The organism is Halomarina pelagica, assembly GCF_024228315.1.
In the GTDB taxonomy this organism is placed as follows: domain Archaea; phylum Halobacteriota; class Halobacteria; order Halobacteriales; family Haloarculaceae; genus Halomarina; species Halomarina pelagica.
On the sequence record NZ_CP100455.1, the window covers coordinates 463869 to 482516 of the forward strand.

General features: G+C 68.3%; 15 protein-coding genes. 5 read left to right on the forward strand and 10 right to left on the reverse strand.

What is annotated here, in order from left to right:
- Window positions 1-85: 85 nt before the first annotated feature.
- Together NKI68_RS20740 and NKI68_RS20745 are read right to left on the reverse strand one after the other, a co-directional pair.
- Complete coding sequence (locus NKI68_RS20740) at window positions 86-583, reverse strand: DUF8154 family protein (protein WP_254547078.1); 498 nt, start codon at window positions 581-583, stop codon at window positions 86-88.
- Window positions 576-1256, reverse strand: a complete 681-nt coding sequence (locus NKI68_RS20745) for a nucleotidyltransferase domain-containing protein (protein WP_254547079.1) — start codon at window positions 1254-1256, stop codon at window positions 576-578. The genes NKI68_RS20740 and NKI68_RS20745 overlap by 8 nt, the downstream gene beginning before the upstream one ends.
- Window positions 1257-1958: 702 nt before the next feature.
- Here NKI68_RS20745 and NKI68_RS20750 point away from each other — a divergent pair.
- Both NKI68_RS20750 and NKI68_RS20755 read left to right on the forward strand, forming a co-directional pair.
- Window positions 1959-3104, forward strand: coding sequence for an ABC transporter ATP-binding protein (locus NKI68_RS20750; RefSeq protein WP_254546649.1), 1146 nt, complete (start codon window positions 1959-1961; stop codon window positions 3102-3104).
- Between the two features lie 37 nt (window positions 3105-3141).
- Window positions 3142-4209 carry a TrmB family transcriptional regulator gene (locus NKI68_RS20755; RefSeq protein WP_254546650.1) on the forward strand — a complete coding sequence of 356 codons (1068 nt, stop codon included), beginning with the start codon at window positions 3142-3144 and terminating at the stop codon, window positions 4207-4209.
- 45 nt (window positions 4210-4254) lie between these two features.
- On the opposite strand, the gene NKI68_RS20760 is transcribed toward NKI68_RS20755, so the two are convergent.
- Genes NKI68_RS20760 through NKI68_RS20770 form a run of 3 tightly spaced genes read right to left on the reverse strand, consistent with a single transcriptional unit; the run spans window position 4255 to window position 7449 of the window.
- On the reverse strand, window positions 4255-5121 hold the full coding sequence (locus NKI68_RS20760; protein ID WP_254546651.1) for a carbohydrate ABC transporter permease: 867 nt from the start codon (window positions 5119-5121) through the stop codon (window positions 4255-4257).
- Window positions 5121-6110 carry a carbohydrate ABC transporter permease gene (locus NKI68_RS20765; RefSeq protein WP_254546652.1) on the reverse strand — a complete coding sequence of 330 codons (990 nt, stop codon included), beginning with the start codon at window positions 6108-6110 and terminating at the stop codon, window positions 5121-5123. Before NKI68_RS20765 ends, NKI68_RS20760 begins: the two co-directional genes overlap by 1 nt.
- Window positions 6111-6120: 10 nt before the next feature.
- Window positions 6121-7449: an ABC transporter substrate-binding protein gene (locus NKI68_RS20770; RefSeq protein WP_254546653.1), complete on the reverse strand. Its 1329-nt coding sequence runs from the start codon at window positions 7447-7449 to the stop codon at window positions 6121-6123.
- A gap of 109 nt (window positions 7450-7558) precedes the next feature.
- Between NKI68_RS20770 and NKI68_RS20775 the strand changes: the two genes are divergently transcribed.
- A complete protein-coding gene (locus NKI68_RS20775; protein ID WP_254546654.1) occupies window positions 7559-9490 on the forward strand; it encodes a glycogen debranching N-terminal domain-containing protein in 1932 nt (643 codons plus the stop codon).
- Between the two features lie 114 nt (window positions 9491-9604).
- Here the strand turns inward: NKI68_RS20775 and NKI68_RS20780 are convergent, their stop codons facing one another.
- Together NKI68_RS20780 and NKI68_RS20785 are read right to left on the reverse strand one after the other, a co-directional pair.
- Entirely contained in the window at window positions 9605-11359 is a 1755-nt protein-coding gene (locus NKI68_RS20780) for a GMC family oxidoreductase N-terminal domain-containing protein (RefSeq protein ID WP_254546655.1), read from the reverse strand.
- Window positions 11359-12492 carry a hypothetical protein gene (locus NKI68_RS20785; RefSeq protein ID WP_254546656.1) on the reverse strand — a complete coding sequence of 378 codons (1134 nt, stop codon included), beginning with the start codon at window positions 12490-12492 and terminating at the stop codon, window positions 11359-11361. The genes NKI68_RS20780 and NKI68_RS20785 overlap by 1 nt, the downstream gene beginning before the upstream one ends.
- Before the next feature lie 418 nt (window positions 12493-12910).
- On the opposite strand from NKI68_RS20785, the gene NKI68_RS20790 reads away from it, so the two are divergent.
- Window positions 12911-13696 (forward strand): IclR family transcriptional regulator, encoded by a 786-nt coding sequence (locus NKI68_RS20790; protein ID WP_254546657.1) that lies wholly within the window; start codon window positions 12911-12913, stop codon window positions 13694-13696.
- A 159-nt stretch (window positions 13697-13855) separates the two neighbouring features.
- Complete coding sequence (locus tag NKI68_RS20795) at window positions 13856-15382, forward strand: class I adenylate-forming enzyme family protein (protein ID WP_254546658.1); 1527 nt, start codon at window positions 13856-13858, stop codon at window positions 15380-15382.
- An 81-nt stretch (window positions 15383-15463) separates the two neighbouring features.
- Here the strand turns inward: NKI68_RS20795 and NKI68_RS20800 are convergent, their stop codons facing one another.
- From NKI68_RS20800 to NKI68_RS20810, 3 genes are read right to left on the reverse strand one after another with little or no spacing between them, the layout of a single operon-like run.
- On the reverse strand, window positions 15464-16486 hold the full coding sequence (locus tag NKI68_RS20800; protein WP_254546659.1) for an NAD(P)-dependent oxidoreductase: 1023 nt from the start codon (window positions 16484-16486) through the stop codon (window positions 15464-15466).
- Window positions 16483-17307 (reverse strand): sugar phosphate isomerase/epimerase family protein, encoded by an 825-nt coding sequence (locus NKI68_RS20805; protein WP_254546660.1) that lies wholly within the window; start codon window positions 17305-17307, stop codon window positions 16483-16485. The genes NKI68_RS20800 and NKI68_RS20805 overlap by 4 nt, the downstream gene beginning before the upstream one ends.
- Entirely contained in the window at window positions 17304-18641 is a 1338-nt protein-coding gene (locus NKI68_RS20810) for a glucoamylase (protein ID WP_254546661.1), read from the reverse strand. Before NKI68_RS20810 ends, NKI68_RS20805 begins: the two co-directional genes overlap by 4 nt.
- Window positions 18642-18648: the final 7 nt, after the last annotated feature.

Here is an 18648-nt window from a genome sequence, read left to right on the forward strand (position 1 = left end):
CTCTTTTCCTCCGCCATCCCGCCACTGCCAGTCGTACCGGTCGTCGTTGATCTCCTCGATCGTGATCGTCGCCTTTGAGGGGACGTCAGTTGCTCGAGTCACAGGGACACTCGTGGCCCTGCGCGGAGCGACCGACGATGAAGGCGTGAACTTCTCTCGCAAGCATATACATCTTCTCGGCGCGGTCCGCGGCGGCGAGGCCGTCCTGATAGTACGTCTTCGCCCGGTGGTCACGCCAGAGGTCCGCGAGATCCTCGGCGGTCGATTCGGCGAAAATACCGGTCGCGGCTGCTTCCCAGTATACGCCGGGATGCGTGCCGGGCAAGTCGTCCGGCTGCATCGTCCCCCGCTCCAGCAGCCGGAACTCGACTGTTCGTTCGATAGCGACGAACGACGCCTCGATGACGAGGGTGTAGTAGCCTGCATCGTGGAGCGACGCGGCACCGGCAAGTAATCGACACGCCTTCCGGAGCTGAAGCAGGGCAGCATCGTCGACGTCGAGGCCGGACTCGATATCGATAGGACGGCGGTCGAACGCCGCCTGTACGTCGTCGATGTACTGCTCGATTCGGGCACTACTCATTGGTGAACGCCGCCTTGCGAATCGATTGAAGACGGTCATCGCCGTACACCGTAATCCCCTCTACGAAGATTTCACGAAGCTTCTCCCCGGCCCGCTGCGTGCTTTCTTTGGACTCGACGTACGGCTCGAAATCGAACCGGTCCCCGTCGAACCGTCGCTCGCTGAGCTCGGCGATGACGTCTGTGACGGCCCGCCGTGCGCTCGTTCGGTTGCCGTCGACGACGACGAACAGGTCGATATCACTCTGACGGTCGGCTTCGCCGCGGGCAACGCTCCCAAAGACGACGATCCCGAGAACCTCAGCTACATCGTCAGTATCGGCAATGGTTTCGCGAACTCGGTCGATAAACGCCCGTACTGGCCCGTGAAACTCCGGTTGCTCGATGGCGAGTATCGGGTCGTCTTTGTGCAACCGACGTGGGTCGATGGAGACGTAGTTGCGCTGTGGCGTCTCGCGGATGCGAACGGCACCGATACTGTCGAGCAAATCGACGGCCCGCCAGACCGTCGAGCGAGCGACCTCCGTCGCGTCGACGAGTTCGGAAATCGTAAATTCGGTCTCGTGAGCGTCGGCCAGCAAGCGGAGGATGTCGTCGGCCGCTTCAATCCGGAACGTGCCGGTATCGGCATCCGAATTGACGTCGATGCAGACAGTTATCCGCTGTTCCGCTATTTCAGACACTGTCTGATTTTGTGCAACGAGGTATAAATAAGTGCTGATGGCCGCAGTCAAAACGAGAACGAGGCAGTCGATTACAGCGACACGGCGGGGGTTAACGAGTCCGAACAGATCGATTCAGCAATCCCGATTGCACTGAACCGGACGTTGACGGCACTGCAGGCCGCGCAGTCGTCGATGAACGCACAGACCTGTAGCGACGTCTCCATCCCTTCAACCGTACCACATACCGCACATTCATACGCGGTGATGACTCGATCGCGAATGGGAGCACGTGTGGCGGTGCCACAGGACACCCCCAGTCGAGGGTCGAAACTCGCTCTGCCGACGTCTCGCGATCCTTCGGGTCCCGTGGGCCGCACAAGACCGAAGATCTTGTAGACGCCGGGAGTGCCAGTCCTGAAACCGAACTGGGGCAACCGGGTTCCTACTGTCATGGGACGCCCCGCCGTGAACGGCGGGCGAGGACGTCACACCGCTCCTCGGAACCAATTCACGGTGGATTCGAGCTACTGTTGCGGACAATACACTCAAAATCACGTTCAAAGAGCGCGACGAACACCGCGAGGCGGCACGCGAGCGACTGCGCCGCGCCTCGACGCGCCCCCACGAGGAGCGACGCTCCGTCCCGTTCAGCCAACACACTACTCCAGTAGTAACACATTTGTACGTGGGGCCGTAGGTTCGTGGCAGAGAATGGCAATCGCAGAGTACGATCACGTGACGAAGGTCTTCGACTCCGAGGACGGCGACGTCGTCGCGATCGAGGACCTGAACGTCGCGATCCGGGACGGCGAGTTCCTCGTGCTGGTCGGTCCCTCGGGGTGTGGAAAGTCGACGACCCTCCGTCTCCTCGCCGGGCTGGAGACGGTGACCGACGGCGAGATCCGGATCGGCGGGGAGGTGATCAACGACGAGAAACCGAAGGATCGGGACATCGCGATGGTGTTCCAGAACTACGCGCTCTACCCGCACAAGACGGCCCGCGAGAACATCGCGTTCGGCCTCGAGATGACGACCTCGCTCTCCGGCGAGGAGATCTCCCGGCGCGTCGAGCGGGCGGCGTCGATGCTCGACATCGAGGAGTTGCTGGACCGACGGCCCAAGGCGCTCTCCGGCGGGCAGAAACAGCGCGTCGCGCTCGGCCGCGCCATCGTCCGCGAGCCGACGGTGTTCCTGATGGACGAGCCGCTGTCGAACCTCGACGCCAAGCTCCGGACGGACATGCGCGCCGAACTCCAGCAGCTGCACGACCAGCTCGACGTGGCGACCGTCTACGTGACCCACGACCAGACGGAGGCGATGACGATGGGCGACCGCATCGCCGTGATGAACGACGGCGAACTCCAGCAGCTCGGAACGCCCCTCGAGTGCTACTACGAGCCGGCCAACGAGTTCGTCGCCGGCTTCATCGGCTCGCCCTCGATGAACTTCCTGCGTCTCGAGTTCGACCCGGAGACGGGGCGCGGACTCGGCGAGGACCTGTCCTACGAGTTCACCGACGAACAGCGCCGCGAGATACGCGCTGTCACCGGCGGCGAGGGGCGTATCACGCTCGGGATCCGTCCGGAGGACGTCCAGCTCGCGACGACGGACGGGTCGGACACCGTGCCGGCGACCGTGGACGTCGTCGAGCCGATGGGCCGCGAGAGCATCCTCCACTTCGACGTGGACGGGACGGAGATGACCGCCGCCGTTCCCGGCGACCTCACCATCGAGCACGGCGACACCCTCCGCTTTCGCTTCCCGCACGACCAGATCCACGCCTTCGCCGACGACGGCGAGGCGATCTTCACCCGCTCTCGCGAGGGCCAATCGCTCCCCGACGGGGTCAAGCTGTAGGAAAAGGCTGAAACGCGCCGCCCCCTCGAACCTCGACATGGATACCGAAACGCTCCGTGAGACGCTGGAGGGGACGGGACTCACGCAGTACGAGGCGGACGCGTACATCGCCGTCCTGGAGTTAGGGAGCGCCCCGGCGACGGAGATATCGGACACGTGTGGGGTGCCACAGGCGCGGATCTACGACGTCCTCCGGAACCTCCAGCGGAAGGGGTTCGTCGAGACGTACCAGCAGGGGAGTCTGCACGCCCGCGCGCACGAACCGAACCGCATACTGGACGACCTCACGTCCTACGCCGAGACGGTGACCGAGGCGGCGGCCGAGATCCGGGAGCGGTGGGAGCGCCCGACGATCGAGAACCACCGGGTGAGCGTGTTGAAGCCGCTGTCGTCGATCCTCGACCGCGCGCGCGAGTCGATCGAGCGCGCGGAGGACGAGGTCAAACTGGCGGTGACGCCGGAAGAGTTCGAGGCGCTCGAGGAGGCACTGGCGACGGCGTACGAGCGCGACGTGACCGTCAAGCTCGCGCTCACGCCGGACACGAGCGGGGAGCGCGCCGTCGAGGATCTCGACTTCGACGGCGTCGCGACCGAGGTACGATACCGGGACCTGCCGACGCCGCTGCTCGTCCTCGTCGATCGGATGCACGTCTGTTTCGCCCCCGAGAAACCGCTACACCCGACACACGAGTACAGCCTCCTCGTCAACGACTACTCCTTCTCGCGGCTCTTCGACTGGTACTTCGCGACGGCGCTGTGGTGGTACTGGACCCCCGTCTACTCGGCCCGCGACGAGACCCTCCCCCGGACGTACACGTCGATCAGGGAGTGCATCCGCGACATCGATCGGTTTTCGGACGCGAACGAGGTCGTCGTCACGGTGCTCGGCAAGGAGCGCGGCAGTGAGACGGACCTCGAACTCACCGGGCGCGTCGTCGACGTCGAGTACGCCGGGGGCGACATGAGCGAGCCGCTGCTCGCCACGTTCGTCGAGCGGGCGACGATCTGGCTCGAGACGGACGACGGCACGTACGAGGTCGGCGGATGGGGGGCCCTGTTCGAGGAGATCGAGGGACGGCGGTTCGTCGTCGAGGCGATCGACTGATCGAATCGCCCGCGCCTCGAACCGCGTCCCCGGGGGGTCGTCACCCTACCCCTTCATGCCGCTCAGCGACATGCCCCGGATGAAGTAGTTCTGCGCGGCGAGGAACGCGACGATGACGGGTGCGACGATCACGACGGTCGCGGCCATCATCAGCCCCCACTTCGCGAAGTACTGGTTGCGCACCGCGAAGAGGGCGATCGGGAGCGTGTACATGTTCTGATCGGTCGCGATGATGAGCGGCCACTGGAAGTTCTTCCACGCCCCCATGAACGTGAAGATGCCGAGGGTCGCGAGCGCCGGCTTCGCCAGCGGGAGATACACCTTGTAGAACGTCTGTAGCTCGTTGCAGCCGTCGATCTTCGCCGCGTCCCCCAGCGCGCTGGGGAGGCTCTTGAAGTGCTGTCGGAGCAGGAAGATCCCGAAGGGGTTCGCGATGAGCGGCGCGACGAGCCCCTGGTACGTGTTGATCCACCCGAGTTTCGTGAGGATGAGGTAGACCGGGATCAGCGTCACCATCCCCGGGATCATCATCGTCGAGACGAACCCGAGAAAGAGCTTCTCGCGCCCCCAGAAGTCGATCTTCGCGAGGGCGTAGCCGGCGAGGCTGTCGAACGTGAGGTTGAACGCCGTGACCGCGCCGGCGAAGATCACCGTGTTGACGAACCAGCGGCCGATCAGCACGTCGTCGCGTTCCCAGAGGGTGACGAAGTGGTCGAGCGTCACGCCGTTCGGGACGAACGCGACCGTCGCCGCGGAGGGGTCAACGGAGATCGACGTCGACAGCGCCCACCAGAACGGCAGCGTCATCCAGAGCGCGCCCGCGGTCACCGCCCCGTACAGCAGCGCCGTCTTCGACCAGTACCCGGCCCCCGACCGGTCGTAGCCGGGGTACTCGTAGCTCGAGCGGGCCATCAGTAGTCGACCTCCTGCTGATCCCGGTGGCGGTACTGGTAGTAGCTGAACACGAAGATGATCAGGAAGAGGACGAACGCCATGGCCGCGGCGGCGCCCATCTCCCCCTCCTGGAAGGCCCGCTCGTAGATGAGCAGGACGATCGTCGTCGTCGCGTAGTACGGCCCGCCCTTCGAGAACACGAGCGCGATCCCGAACACCTGGAACGCCGAGATGATCGCCATGACGATGACGAAGAAGTTCGTGTTCCCGAGGCTCGGCCACGTGACGTGTCGGAAGCGGTGCCACGCGCTCGCCCCGTCGATGCGGGCGGCCTCGTACAGCTCCTCGGGGATGTTCTGTAACCCGGCGAGGAAGAAGATCATGTTCGATCCGATGCCGCCCCAGATCGCCATCAGCATGACGCCGCCGAGGGCGTACGTGGGGGTCCCCGCCCAGTTGTGCTCGAGGAACGTCGGCAGCAGCGCGTTGAGGATGCCGTCGGCGGACAGGACCCACCGCCAGATGACGGCGCTCGCCGCGCCGGACAGCATCACGGGCATGAAGTAGGCCGCCCGGTAGGCCTTCTTCATGCGGACGCGCTTGTCGAGCATCAGCGCCACCGCGAGTCCGCCGTAGATCTGGAGGGGGACGGTTCCGATGGCGTAGATCGCCGTCGTCTTCAGCGACCACCAGAAGGTGTTCGCCGTCGGGACCCGAAGCGGCTTCCAGTTGTTCGCCCACGGCAGGGGGGTGAGCACCTGCACGTAGTTCTGCAGGCCGACGAACGTCCCCGCACCGACGAGGATGTTCCAGTTCTGAAACGAGATGTAGAGGGCGTACAGGACCGGTCCGAGGAGGAAGAGGGAGAACACGACCAGGTTCGGGAGGACGAACAGGTAGCCGATCAGGTTGTCCTGCTCGCTCCGGTAGCCCAGACGCTCGCGGAGGGTCGCCTCCTGTACCGCCTCCTGAAACGTGCCGTCGCCCCGTTGGCTGTCTGTCGCCATCCGTTCGGGGTTACCCGAATACCTCCGAGTTGAGCTTCTGCTGTGCGGTCTCGAGCGCCTCGCGCGCGGACTTCTTTCCGAGCATCACGGCCTCGAGTTCGGGGTTCACCCTGTTGATGATCTCCTCGCTGTGCGGGCCGAACGCGACGGGATGGGACCACTCGCCCGCCTCGAGCATCGTCTTGCGGCGCGGATGGGAGTCGTAGTACTCGATGGTCTGGAGGTCCTTGCGCGCCGGCAGCGCGAGTCCCTTCTTCGCCCAGCGCTTCGCGCCGTCCTTGTCGGTGAGGTTGTGGATGAGCTTCCACGCCGCCTTCGGGGCCTCCGTGTTCGCCGACGCGCTGTACGAGACGGTGTAGGCCGCGGTCGCCTTCCGGCCGCCGCTCGGGATCGGCAGGTGGGCGCACCCCGTGACCTCGTTCAGCTTCTGCTTTCCGTCCTCCAGGTAGGGGAAGATCCACGGGCCGATGATCGTCGCCGCTGCCTTTTCGGCCCCGTAGGCGGCCCCCGGCCAGTCGACGCCGAACTCGCTCGGGTTGCCGAACAGGTCGTCCGCCGCGAGGCCGCCGAGGAACTCGAGCGTCTCGACGTTCGCCTCGGAGGCGATGACGACCTTCGATCCGTCCGCGTTCAGGACCTGCCCGCCGTTCTGCCAGAGCATCGCCCAGAAGGCGCGCGCCGTCGGCATCCCCGCGAGCGGGTACGTCACGTCGGTCCCCTCCTTGAGCTTCCGCAGGACGGACCTGAACTCGGACCAGTCCTTCGGGGGCTTCGCCCCGACCTGCTCGAACAGCTCCTCGTTGTACACCAACTGGAGCGTCGAGAAGTCCTTCGGGACGCCGTAGAGCGCCCCGTCGAACCGAAACGCGTCGATGAGGGGTTCGAAGAAGTTCTCGGGATCGAACGCCGAACTGTCGGCGACGTACTGGTCGAGGTTGAGGAGTACGCCCGAGGACGCGAACGAGCCGAAGTACTTCGCGTCGACGTAGAAGACGTCGGGCGCGTTGCCGGCACCGAGCTGCGTCTTCAGTTTCTGTTTGTACTTCGCCTGGATGGCGTTGTAGTCGACTGCGATCCCCCCGTGGTTCTTCTCGAATTCGGAGACCAGGCTCCGCACGAGCTTCGCCTCGGCGTTGTTCGCGGCCCACCCGGACAGCGTCAGGCTCGCGGAACCGTCGCCCGAACCGTTCCCGTTTCCGTCTCCGTTTCCGTTCCCGGAGCCGTCGCCGGAGCCGCCACCGCCGATACACCCCGCGAGGGCGGTCGTCGCGCCCGCCGCGGTGACCGCCTGGACGAACCGCCGCCGCGTGTACGCACCTCGCGTGCTATCTCTTCTCATGTACGACCGGGAATGATTAACTATAGAGTAATAAACGTTAGGGATACTAAACTACTCCAGTAGTAAGTAGGGTCAGATTTTATACCCTCGACTTCGACAGTCGGGGACGATGAAGACGGACAGCGCCGTCGTGGATGGGAGCACCTACCTCGTCACGGACACCGACGGACGGTCGACGCGCGAACACGACGGGTTCTACCACCGGGACACCCAGCACCTCGATCGGTACGACCTGGACGTGGACGGGAGGACGCTCGAATCCCTCGAGATAGGCGCGCCGCGCCCGAGCGAGCGGACGGTCCACCTCGCGACCGCGCTCTCCGGCGGCGCGCGGTCGCTGTACGTCCGTCGCCGGCAACTCGTCTCCGACGGGCTCTACGAGCGACTCCGCGTGAGGAACCTCGCGACGAACGCGCGCTCGGAGACGCTCTCGCTGTCGCTCGGGACTGCGTTCAGGGATCTCTTCGAGGTGCGCGGCCACGCGGCGACGCGCTCTCGGCCGGTAGACGTCGAGATCCGCGCAGACGGCGTCACGTTCCGGTACGACCCCGACGACCTGTCCCGGGGCTGGGAGACGACGGTCACGGCCACGCGCGGGACGTTCAGCGACGCGCGGCGGGCCCCCCACCGGGGCGACGTCACGCTCGATCTCGACCTCGACCTCGACGCGCGGGCTGAGACCGTCGTCACGCTCGCGGTCGAACCGGACGCGTCGGCCGTCGATCCCGTCCGGGCGTTCGACGCCGCTCGCGGCGCGGTCCGCGAGCGCGAGCGCGACTGGGATCGGACGACGACCGAACTGACGCGGTCCGGCTGGGACCGCGTCCTCGCGGAGAGCCGGGAGAACCTGGCGACGCTCCGCCTCGAGACGGACCACGGACCGACCGTCGCCGCCGGCGTCCCGTGGTTCGCGACCGCCTTCGGTCGCGATTCGCTCATCGCGGCCTACCAGGCGCTTCCCCTGACGACGGACCTGGCGAAGGGGACGTGTCGCTACCTCGCGGCGCGGCAGGCGACGTCGGTCGACGAGTTCCGGGAGGCGGAGCCGGGGAAGATCATGCACGAGGTCCGCCACGGGGAGGCGGCGCTCCGCGGGACCGTCCCGCACTCCCCCTACTACGGGTCGATCGACGCGACGGCGCTGTTCGTCACGCTCGTCCACGAGACGTGGCGGCTGACGGGGGACGCGGCGTTCGCGACGGAGCTGTGGGAGCACGTCGAGCGCGCCCTCCGGTGGTGCGACGAGTACGGCGACCGCGACGGCGACGGCTTCCTCGAGTACCCGACCGACCGCGCGGGCGGCGGGCTGGTCCACCAGGCGTGGAAGGACAGCGGCGACGGGATCACCCACCCGGACGGGCGACACCCCGACGGTCCGCTCGCCGCCGCCGAGGTACAGGGGTACTACTACGACGCGAAGCGCCGCGCGGCGGACCTCGCGCGCCAGGTCGTCGGCGACGCGGAGCGGGCCCGGCGACTCGACGCCGAGGCGGCGGACCTCGCGGCCGCCTTCGACGACGCGTTCTGGCTCCACGGGGAGTCCTTCTACGCGATCGCCCTCGACGGGAACGGCGACCCGATCGAGACCGTCGCGTCGAACCCGGGCCACTGCCTCTGGAGCGGACTCGTCCCCGAGGAGCGGGCGGACGCCGTCGTCGACCGCCTCCTCGGGGACGACATGTTCTCCGGGTGGGGGATCCGGACGATCTCCAGCGCCCACCGCGCGTACAACCCGGAGAGCTACCACCTCGGCAGCGTGTGGCCCCACGACACCTCGCTCGTCGCGCTCGGGATGGCCCGGTACGGCCGGCGGGACGCGGCGGCGACCGTCTCCCGGGCGCTGATCGACGCCGCGATCGCCCGCGGGAACGACCGGCTCCCGGAGCTGTTCGCCGGATTCGATCGCGAGGCGACGTCCGTCCCGCTCCCCTACGGGTCGGCCTGCGAACCGCAGGCCTGGGCCGCGGGCGCGCCGATCGCCTGCCTCCGGGCCGTCGAGGGCGAGGACCTGTGGTCGGGGTCGGTCGCCCCCGACGGGTGAACGCTCGCCGGTTCGTCTCGTCTCGTCTCGTCTCGTCTCGTCTCGCGCCGCCGTGCGACCGACGTTCGTCGGAGATCGGGGACCGGAAATCGTGCCCCCGGGATCGGGGGAGCGTCAGAAGTAGAGGCTGGCGATCCGGTCCGCGGTCCGTAGCGCGAGCGCCTGCCCGCTGTTCGTCGGGTTCGGTCCGCCGACGCCGTTCGCCAGCGCGGAGTGATCGGCGACGAACAGCCGATCGACGTTGTAGGCCTCCGCGTTCGAATCGAGGACGCGGCCCATTCCCATCGAGGACTGCATGTGCAACAGGAGCGGCGGCCAGTCGCACCGGTGGACGTGCTCCGCGCCGGCCGCCCGGTGGATGCGCGCCGCGATGCGGGCGAGTTCGTCGCGCTTCGCGTCGTCGTCCGGGTGCGGTTCCCACCTGACCTTCGGGACCGCCCCGTGCTCGTCGGAGAAGGTGCCGTCGAGCGAGACGCCGTTGTCCTGGCGGGGCAGGTCGTCGGTGAGTATCAGGAGCGCCTTCGTCTGCCGGTAGTTCGACATCCGGCGCTTGAGTTCCTCGCCGACGACGTAGCCACGGGTGTCCCACGGCTCGTCCGGATCGACCTCGACGTCGAAGCTGTAGCCCGCCCGCGTGAACAGGTAGTCGGCGTAGGAGACCAGCCCGGGCGACATCCCGATGTCCTCCATCCCGCCGACGCCGGGCTTGTCGAACCGGACGGCGGAGTTCTGTCCGACGTACGGGTCCATGTGCCGCGCCTCCGGGTTGATCTCCGCGATCGTCTCGTCGGAGTAGACGCCGACGACCCAGTCGAACCAGTGGGTGGTGAGGCCCTTGCCGACCCAGCCGTCGTCCGGCAGGCCAGAGTTGAGCCACAGCCGGGGCGACTCGATGCAGCCCGCGGCGAGGACGACCGCGTCGGCCTCGATGGTGCCGGTCTTCCCCGACCACGTGTCGCGGTAGTCGACGCCGGTGGCCTCGAGCGCGCCCGCCCCCTCGACCGTGTTGACGTTCGTGACGAACGTGTTCGGCCGCAGCGCCACGTTCCCCATCTCGGGGTCCGCGGTGGCGTCGAGCGCCCGCGGCACCCAGCCCACGTTGCTCGACTTGCGCGCCTTGTCGCGGACCGGGGCGTCGACCGGCGTTGAGGAACCCTGGAAGTGGTCGCCGACGAGGGTGTCGCCGCGGAAGCCGTCGTCGTAGCTGAACGAGCCGTCGTACTCCGAGTCGAGCGGCTGTCCGTTCGACGTCTCCCGCCCCGGCACCTCGACGGAGTTGATCTGGGGCCGCCACCCCGTCTCGGTGACGTTCTTCGTGTCGATGCGGTCGTACCCGGCGTTCTTCGCGCCCTCGATGAACACCTCCTCCTTGGCCGTGATGGGTGCCTGCTGGCTGCTCGTCACCTCCTCGTTGAGCTGGTAGTACGGGACGAGTTCCTCGTAGGAGATGGGCCAGTGGGGCTGTTCGTCGACGGCGTAGGGGTACGCGCGGGGGTGGTTCCCGAAGTAGTGGACCGAGGTGCCGCCGACGGCGGACACCTGCCAGATGAACGCGTTCTGGTGGAGGTTCCGGAACCAGGGGGCCCGCGAGTGGTCGGCGGGCCCGACGCGGAGGTACCCCCACGTGGGGTCGTTGGCGTCGGCCTCGCGGTGGGTGAACTGCTCGTCCATCAGCTTCCCGTCGAGGTCGTCCGGGTCCGTGCTCACGGTGCCGCCGGCGTCGGCGTGCGGTTTCGGCCACTTCGAGTTGCCGTGCCACGGCCCCGCCTCGAGCACGAGCACGTCCAGGCCGTGTTCGCGGGCCAGACGCGCGGCGGCGGCCGGCCCGTCGGCACCCGCGCCGACGATGACGACGTCGGGATCCTCCATCAGGTGTCACCTCCGATCCCGTCGAGCACGTCGTCGCCGGTCAGGTCGTCCGGAAGGGTCAACTCCTCCGCCGGCGGGTCCTCGAACCCGCCCGGAACGGCGTGCCGCCAGTCGGCGGCGTACCCGGGGGCCGGACCGGGGTACCCGCTCTGCTTCCGGCTCTGTACCTCGCCGGCCGGCGTGATCAGCCGCCGGTCGTTGGGCGTGTCCGTCTTCGTCCCGCCGTAGCCCGACCACTCCGTGTAGTAGCCGAAGCCGTGGAGCCCGTTGACCGCCATCACGACGAACTTCAGGATGCCGAGCTGGGGCAGGAACGGCGACAGGAGTTCGTCCAGTCGGTCGACGGTACCTCCCTCGACGATCGTCCAGAGGCACCGCAGCCGGTCCTCCCGGGAGAGCTGGACGAACGTTCCGCCGGCGGGGAACCGCTCGTTCCCCCGCGAGACGGCGTCCTCGTTCTCCCCGCGGGCGATGAACTCCGCGGCGACGACGTCGAACACGAGGGTGAACACGGGCGCGTACGGGTAGTTCTGGAGCACCCGGTGGTACCGTTCGTCCCCGGTCTCGACGGTCACCTCGAACGCGGCCGGCCCCTCGGCGGCGGTGTCGAGGTCCGCGAAGGCGACCTCGAACCGCTCGACGGGGCCGAACGTGAGGTGCTCCTCCAGCGCGTCCCCGTCGAGGCCGAGGTCGACGAGGTCGAGGAGGTCGAGCCCGGCGAGGTCGAGCACCGCGTCGAGGTCAGAGCCGAGTCCGGTCGCGTCGAGGGTGACCTCGAACATCCCTCGCGGCATCTCCGGACCCGACGCTCCGCCGGCCTTCTCGGTGATCATCTCGGAGCGGACCTCCTGGAAGTGGTTGAAGTCCCAGATGAGGAACTTCTCCAGTTCGACGTCGAGTCCGCCGGGGACGTGCTCCGGTCCGAGTTCCTCCTCCAGCTGGGGCGTTCGGGGGACGATCGCGTCGACGATCGATCGATACGTGTCGGCCGTGTGTGGGTCGCTCGGGAGCGAGTCCGTTATCGCCGCCTGTGCATCCGCGATGGTCGCGTTCGACATCGACAACGCGGCGATGCCGCCGACGCCCTTCATCACGCCTCGCCGCGTCATCGATGGTGTGTCGCGTTCTTCCATGATTGTTGCTATCGTGCTGCGCGTGGTATTATCGGCATTCGGGACTTAACGACGTTGCTGGCCATACGCGGGTATTTAAGTCAGTCGCAAAAATGGTAAAAATACTGTCTATTGATCCTACGATACACCGTCAATCGGCCCGTACCGAGTGTGTCGAGAGGGGCGTATCCGGGAATCGTCTCGAAACCTATATTGACGTTTCAGGTCCTGAAACGCGAGTCTATTGGCTCATTCGGGTTATCGAATGTGCGTACGTACCGCCGGGGAGTATTAACAATTAACTGTTATTATTGTGGGAGACACCAGTATCACTAAACTGACTAATGGGGAAAATACCGCCCCGTGGTCACGGGGGAAACCGGGGGCGTTTCCCACATCGTGGAACAGAGCTAAGTGATCGCTCCTCGAGGGGCGGGCCATGGACGACCCGGCGGTCCCGATCAACTCGGTGAAACGCTCCTACCGGGTGGTCGACGCGATCCGCGAACGCGGGCGGGCCGGCGTGACGGAACTCGCGGCGGCGCTCGACCTGCCCAAGAGCACCGTCCACAACCACCTCCGGACGCTCGAACGGCTCGGCTACCTGGTCGAGGACGGGGGGCGATATCGGCTCGGCGTCGAGTACCTGCGGCTCGGCCGGGAGTCGCGCAACAGCCGCGAGGTGTTCGTCCACGGTCGCGAGGCGGTCAACCGCCTCCAGGAGCGGACGGACGCACACGCATTGCTCGTCGTCGAGGAGAACGGAATGGGGGCCATCCTGCTCGCGACACGCTGGGAGTACGGGGACCTCCCGCCGACGGCTCGACACGTCTATCCGACCCACGAACACCTGCACTCGAACGCACCCGGGAAGGCGATCCTCGCACACCTCCCCGACGAGCGCGTCGACGAGATCGCGGAGCGCCACGGCCTGCCGGCGCGAACGAATCGCACCGTGACCGACGTGGACGCGCTCCGCGAGGAACTCGAGGCCGTCCGTCGGCGCGGCTACGCGGTCGACTGGGGCGAACTCATCGAGGGCATGGTCGGCGTCGCCGCGCCCATCGTCACCGGGGAGCGGGTGCACGGTGCCCTCGCCGCCTACGGTCCCACGGCCGAGATCCAGCCCGGCATCGCCGCCGGCGAACTCACCTCGACCGTCGCGGAGATGGCCGACACCGTCCGCGCCGACATCGTCTTCGCCGACTCCGACTACTCCGACTAGTCGACGCCGCGTGCGACCGCCGTTCGACGATGTGGGACGCCGCCCGTCGGCGCGTCGAGCCGCGATCGGTTCCCGCCGTCGCGCGTTCGTGAGGTTGCCGATCCTCGACACGTCGCCCCGGAGGAAAGTGAGATACCGCTAGAGTCCGTAGCGCGTCGCATGAATTTCGCGAACTTCGTCGACCTCGCGGCGCGGAACGCGGCGATGAAGCCCGCCGTGGGCGACGAGACGGAGTTGCTGACGCACGCCGAACTCTCGGCGCGGACGGCCGCCGCGGCCGACGCGCTGGCGTCGCTCGGCGTCGAAGCCGACGACCGCGTCGCCGTCTGCCTGCGGAACGGCGTCCCCTTCCTGACCGCCCACCTCGGCGCGATGAGACTGGGCGCGGTACCCGTCCCGATCAACACCGAGTTCGACGCCCGGCAGATCCGGTACGCGCTCGACACGAGCGACGTCTCCGTCCTCGTCACCGACGCGGCGTTCGCGGACGTCGCCGCGGACGTCGAGACGGCCGTCACCGTCGACGGGAGCGCCGGCCACGACTTCCGCGAGCTGCTCGACGACGCGAACGGGGGGTTCGCGGTCGAACCGCGCCGGAGCGACGAACTCGCGGCGGTCGTCTACACCAGCGGGACGACCGGCCGTCCCAAGGGGGTCCGACACACGCACGGCAACCTCGTGGCGAACGCGCTCGGCATCGTGACGTACTTCGACCTGACGCGCGACGCCGTCGGCCTCACGGCCTGCCAGTGTTTCCACGTCACCGGGCTGAACGTCACGACGACGCCGCTGCTCGTCGCGGAGGCCGAAAACCGCCTGCTCCCTTCGTGGGATCCCGAGGCCGCGCTCGCCGCGATCGAGGACCACGGCGTCACCTGCACGTTCCTCACCCCCGGCATGCTCCTCGACCTCGTCGATCACGACGCCGTCGACCGCTACGACACGTCCGCGCTCGAGATCGTCTGCGTCGGCGGTGCCCCCATGCCGACGGCCCGGATCGACGACGCCGAGGCCGCGCTCGGCTGTCCCGTCCTGGAGGGCTACGGCATGACCGAGACGACGCCGCTCGCGGCGTTCAACCGCCCGGGCGACGCCCGGAAACCGGGGAGCGTCGGCCCGCCGGCCAGGGAGGTCGTCGAGGTCCGCGTCGAGGACTTCGAGACGGGCCGCGAGGTGGATCGGGGCGAGCGCGGCGAGTTGACGTGGCGCGGCGACACCGTCACGCCCGGCTACGAGCGCTCCCGGCACGACCGCGAGGCGTTCGTCGAGCGGCGCGGCCGCCGGTGGCTCCGCTCAGGCGACGTCGGCTATCTCGACGACGAGGGCTTCCTCTACGTCGTGGACCGCCGCGAGGACATGTTCACCACCGGCTGCGGGAACGTCTTCCCCCGCGAGATCGAGGACGTCCTCTACGACCTCGACGTCGTCGCCGGCGCGGCGGTGATCGACGCCCGCGACGACGTCCGCGGGGCGGTCGTCACGGCCATCGTCCGCCCCGTCGACGACCTCGCCCCCGGCGACCGCGACCTCGCGGCCGAACGGGTGCGGGAGGCGTGCGAGGAACGCCTCGAAGCCCACGAGGTACCGCGGCGCGTCGAGTTCGTCGACGAGATCCCGACGACCGCCACCGGAAAGGTCGACCGCGTGGCGTTGCGCGAGGCGTTCGGCGCGGCGAACTCGCGCTGATCCGGACGGCGTCCGGTTCGTCGGCGGTCAGCACGACGATCGTCCCGGACGCCGTCTACGGCTCCCCGATCGCCCGCCCGGTCAGCCACCCTCCGGCGAGAAGTGAGCGGCGAGGTGCTCCGCCCAGCGCCGGTTCGCGTCGTCGGTTCGACCCGCGATGTGCGGCGTGTGGACGACGTTGTGCCGGTTCAGCAGTGGATCGTCCAGGGGGAGCGGTTCCTCGTCCCAGACGTCCGCGGCCAGCGCGATCTCGTCGGCGAGGACGCGCTCGCGGACGGCCGCCATATCGCAGATCCCCGCGCGCGTGACGAGCACCACGAGCGCCCCCTCAGGGAGAGACTGGACGTGATCGGCGGTGATCAGCCCCCGCGTCGCGTCGGTCAGCGGCACGGTCGGCGCGAAGACCTCCGCGTCCTCGACGAGCGCGGACAGGTCGTGGACGCGGCGCGCGCCCGCCCGGTGGAAACACGGTTCGTCGGCGTAGGGGTCGTAGGCGGCGACGTCGGCCCCGAGGAAGTCGGCGGCGGCGGCGTAGCGGCTCCCGATGTTTCCGACCCCGGCGACGCGAACGCGCTTGTCAGCGATCGTCCCGTTGACGAACGCGGGGTCGTCCGCGAACTGGTGTCCGCGAGCCCCGGGGAGGTCGCCGTCGAGTAGGTCGAGGTCCCACGGGTCGTGGCTCTCGGCCATCGCGCGGTACTTCTGCGGGAGTCGCCGGAGGGCGTTGATCGTCAGCCCGAGGCCGAACTCGGCGACGGACTCCCCCCAGAACCCCTCGTCGGTGTGGTCGTGGACGGTCACGTCGCGGTCGCGGAGCGCGGCGGCCACCGCCTCGTCGACGGCGTACATCGAGGTCGTCATCACGAACGCCTCCCGCAGGTCGACGAAGGCGGACAGGCGCTGGTCCTCGACCCTGACGCCGAGCGAGACGAGTTGCGTGACGTCCCCTGGGTCGGCGATCGCCTCCGCGAGCGGGGTCTCCCGTCTCCCCTCCAGGCGGACGAACTCGACGGGGCCGTCCCGACTCCAGACGCGATGCAGGTGGTCGGCCGCTCGCGGCCAGACGTCCTCGAACAGCGGATCGACGACGACGTGTCGGGTCATGGCGTGTGGACCCCGTTCGGCGACGCGTCCTCGAATAGATGGCGGAGGTTCTCCAGCACTTGCGCCGGCATCCGACGCGGCGACGAACGGTACGGCGGGACCTCGGCGGTGATCCACCCGTCGTATCCGATCCCGTCGAGCGCGTCGACGACGCTCCGCCAGTCGACGTCGCCCTGGAGGGGGTAGGTCGGACGGTGCGCCTCGGTGAGCCAGTCCTTGACGTGCACCCTGGAGATCAGCGCGCCCAGCTCCCGTATCCACCGGTCGGGTAGCCCCCACCGGAGGCCGTTACCGACGTCGAAGTAGACGGACACCGGCCCCGCCTCGCCCGCCCGCTCGACGAACCGCGCGAGTTCGGCGGGCGAGTAGAGAAAACCGTTCTGGACGTTCTCGACCGCGATCCCGACGCCCCGATCGCCGCCGTACCGGGCGAGGTCGCGCACCGCGTCGAGCGCCCGCTCGTAGCACCGCCCGTAGGACGCGGACGGCTCTACGACCGCCGGGACGATCAGCACCGCGTCGGCACCGAGCGCGGCGGCGGCGTCGATCATCCCCTCACCGATCGCGAGACCGCGCCGCCGCGTCTCCTCGTCGGCACTGGAGAGCGGGTACTCCCAGTGGAGGGTGGTCGACACCGCCGGGACCGAGAGCCCGTTCGACTCGGCCGCGCGCCGCATCGCCCGACGGCCCTCCTCGGTCGCGATCGGGCCGTCCGCCGCGTAGTTCGGTTCGACGCCGTCGTACCCCGCGGACGCGAGCACCGCGCACGCGTCCGCGAAGTCGTCCGTCGGGAAGCCAACCCCGTTCATTCCGAACGTCATGGCGCGGACGAGCGGCGGACGAGCGCCGTCAGGAACTCTGCGTGACTCCACGCGAGCGGGAGGGCGAAGCGCACCACTGCTCGTTCCTCCAGTTGCGAGGCGAGGTCGCGGTACGCGTCTCGCATGTGGCCGAGTTCCTCGACGATGAGGTCGAAGGGGACGTCGCGCAGCACCGCCTCGTCGAACTCCTTCTCGAAATCCTGGCGCGTATGCCACTCGTCCTGCATGAAGGCCTCGAAGCGCCGGCGCGTCGTGAGGTGCTCGGGAACGTGGCCGTCCTCGTCCGCGTGGCGGGCGATCGCGCGGAGCACGTCGTCCCCGACCGCGCGCTCGCCGCGGTCGTATCGGTACTGCGCGTGCCACGCCGTGTACTGCATCCACGGCCCGTTGCCGCCGTGTTGCTGGACCTCGTAATCGCCGTGGAACCCGAGGAACCGCTGGAGGCCGCCGAGGACGGGATCCTCGAGCGCGGTCGTCGCGCGTTCGACGGCCGCGTCGAGGGCGTCGCCGAACAGGTCGCCCAGGTCGTAGTAGTAGGGTGCGAGGAGGGTGACGTCCGGACGCACGTCGACGTCGCCCGTCGGCGAGTACCGCCTCGGGACCTGCGGGTGGCTCGTGAACGCCCGCCGAACGCCGCCTTCGAGGAGCGTCCGGAACTCGTCGACCGCCTCCTCGACGGCCCGCGTCTCCGCGGGCAGCGCGTCGAGCGCCGCCCGAGCCTGCCGCAGCGCGGCGACGTAGGTGCAGTTCACCCAGAGGGTGTAGCCCGACTCGATGCGCCCCTCGTGGATGCTCGTCGTGCTCTCGACGAGGTGGGCGTTCGGGTCGTACAGTTCGTCGCGGACGTGCGAGACGGCGCGGTCGATCGCGTCCGTGACGTTCGACTCGAACGCCCCGTCGATCCCGTCGATCCCGTCGGTCGCGTCGAGCGCGCGGACCGCGTGGGCGAGGACGCGCAACCCATGGCCGGTGTTGTCCTCCTGGACGTAGATGCCGCGGTCGGACCCGTCCAGCCCGTACCGCTGCTGCCAGGACCCGTCCTCGCCCTGGACGGCGAGGTGGAATCGAGCGGCGTCGACGACGCGCTCGCGACACGCGTCCGGACGGATGCCCGCCTCGATCGCCGCGACCCACGCCCGGGTGATGCACGCGACGTCCCGCGGGTAGGCGTAGGGGTAGCGGTTGTCGGGGAAGCTGGCGAGCGGCACCGCGCCGGCGGGGTCGGTCGCGTGGACCAGTTCGTCCACCACGTCGAGGTGGTGTTCGGGGTCGAGGAGGCGGTTCGAGAGCTGTTCGCTGTCGCTCGAATGCTGGCGTAACGGATAGTCTGACATGGAGTGG

Coding starts and splice junctions, on each gene's coding strand:
- NKI68_RS20795 (WP_254546658.1), top strand. CDS start 13,856: ATGAATTTCGCGAACTTCGTCGACCTCGCGGCGCGGAACGCGGCGATG.
- NKI68_RS20760 (WP_254546651.1), bottom strand. CDS start 5,121: ATGGCCCGCTCGAGCTACGAGTACCCCGGCTACGACCGGTCGGGGGCC.
- NKI68_RS20785 (WP_254546656.1), bottom strand. CDS start 12,492: ATGGAAGAACGCGACACACCATCGATGACGCGGCGAGGCGTGATGAAG.
- NKI68_RS20770 (WP_254546653.1), bottom strand. CDS start 7,449: ATGAGAAGAGATAGCACGCGAGGTGCGTACACGCGGCGGCGGTTCGTC.
- NKI68_RS20775 (WP_254546654.1), top strand. CDS start 7,559: ATGAAGACGGACAGCGCCGTCGTGGATGGGAGCACCTACCTCGTCACG.
- NKI68_RS20755 (WP_254546650.1), top strand. CDS start 3,142: ATGGATACCGAAACGCTCCGTGAGACGCTGGAGGGGACGGGACTCACG.
- NKI68_RS20740 (WP_254547078.1), bottom strand. CDS start 583: ATGAGTAGTGCCCGAATCGAGCAGTACATCGACGACGTACAGGCGGCG.
- NKI68_RS20780 (WP_254546655.1), bottom strand. CDS start 11,359: ATGGAGGATCCCGACGTCGTCATCGTCGGCGCGGGTGCCGACGGGCCG.
- NKI68_RS20790 (WP_254546657.1), top strand. CDS start 12,911: ATGGACGACCCGGCGGTCCCGATCAACTCGGTGAAACGCTCCTACCGG.
- NKI68_RS20800 (WP_254546659.1), bottom strand. CDS start 16,486: ATGACCCGACACGTCGTCGTCGATCCGCTGTTCGAGGACGTCTGGCCG.
- NKI68_RS20810 (WP_254546661.1), bottom strand. CDS start 18,641: ATGTCAGACTATCCGTTACGCCAGCATTCGAGCGACAGCGAACAGCTC.
- NKI68_RS20805 (WP_254546660.1), bottom strand. CDS start 17,307: ATGACGTTCGGAATGAACGGGGTTGGCTTCCCGACGGACGACTTCGCG.
- NKI68_RS20750 (WP_254546649.1), top strand. CDS start 1,959: ATGGCAATCGCAGAGTACGATCACGTGACGAAGGTCTTCGACTCCGAG.
- NKI68_RS20765 (WP_254546652.1), bottom strand. CDS start 6,110: ATGGCGACAGACAGCCAACGGGGCGACGGCACGTTTCAGGAGGCGGTA.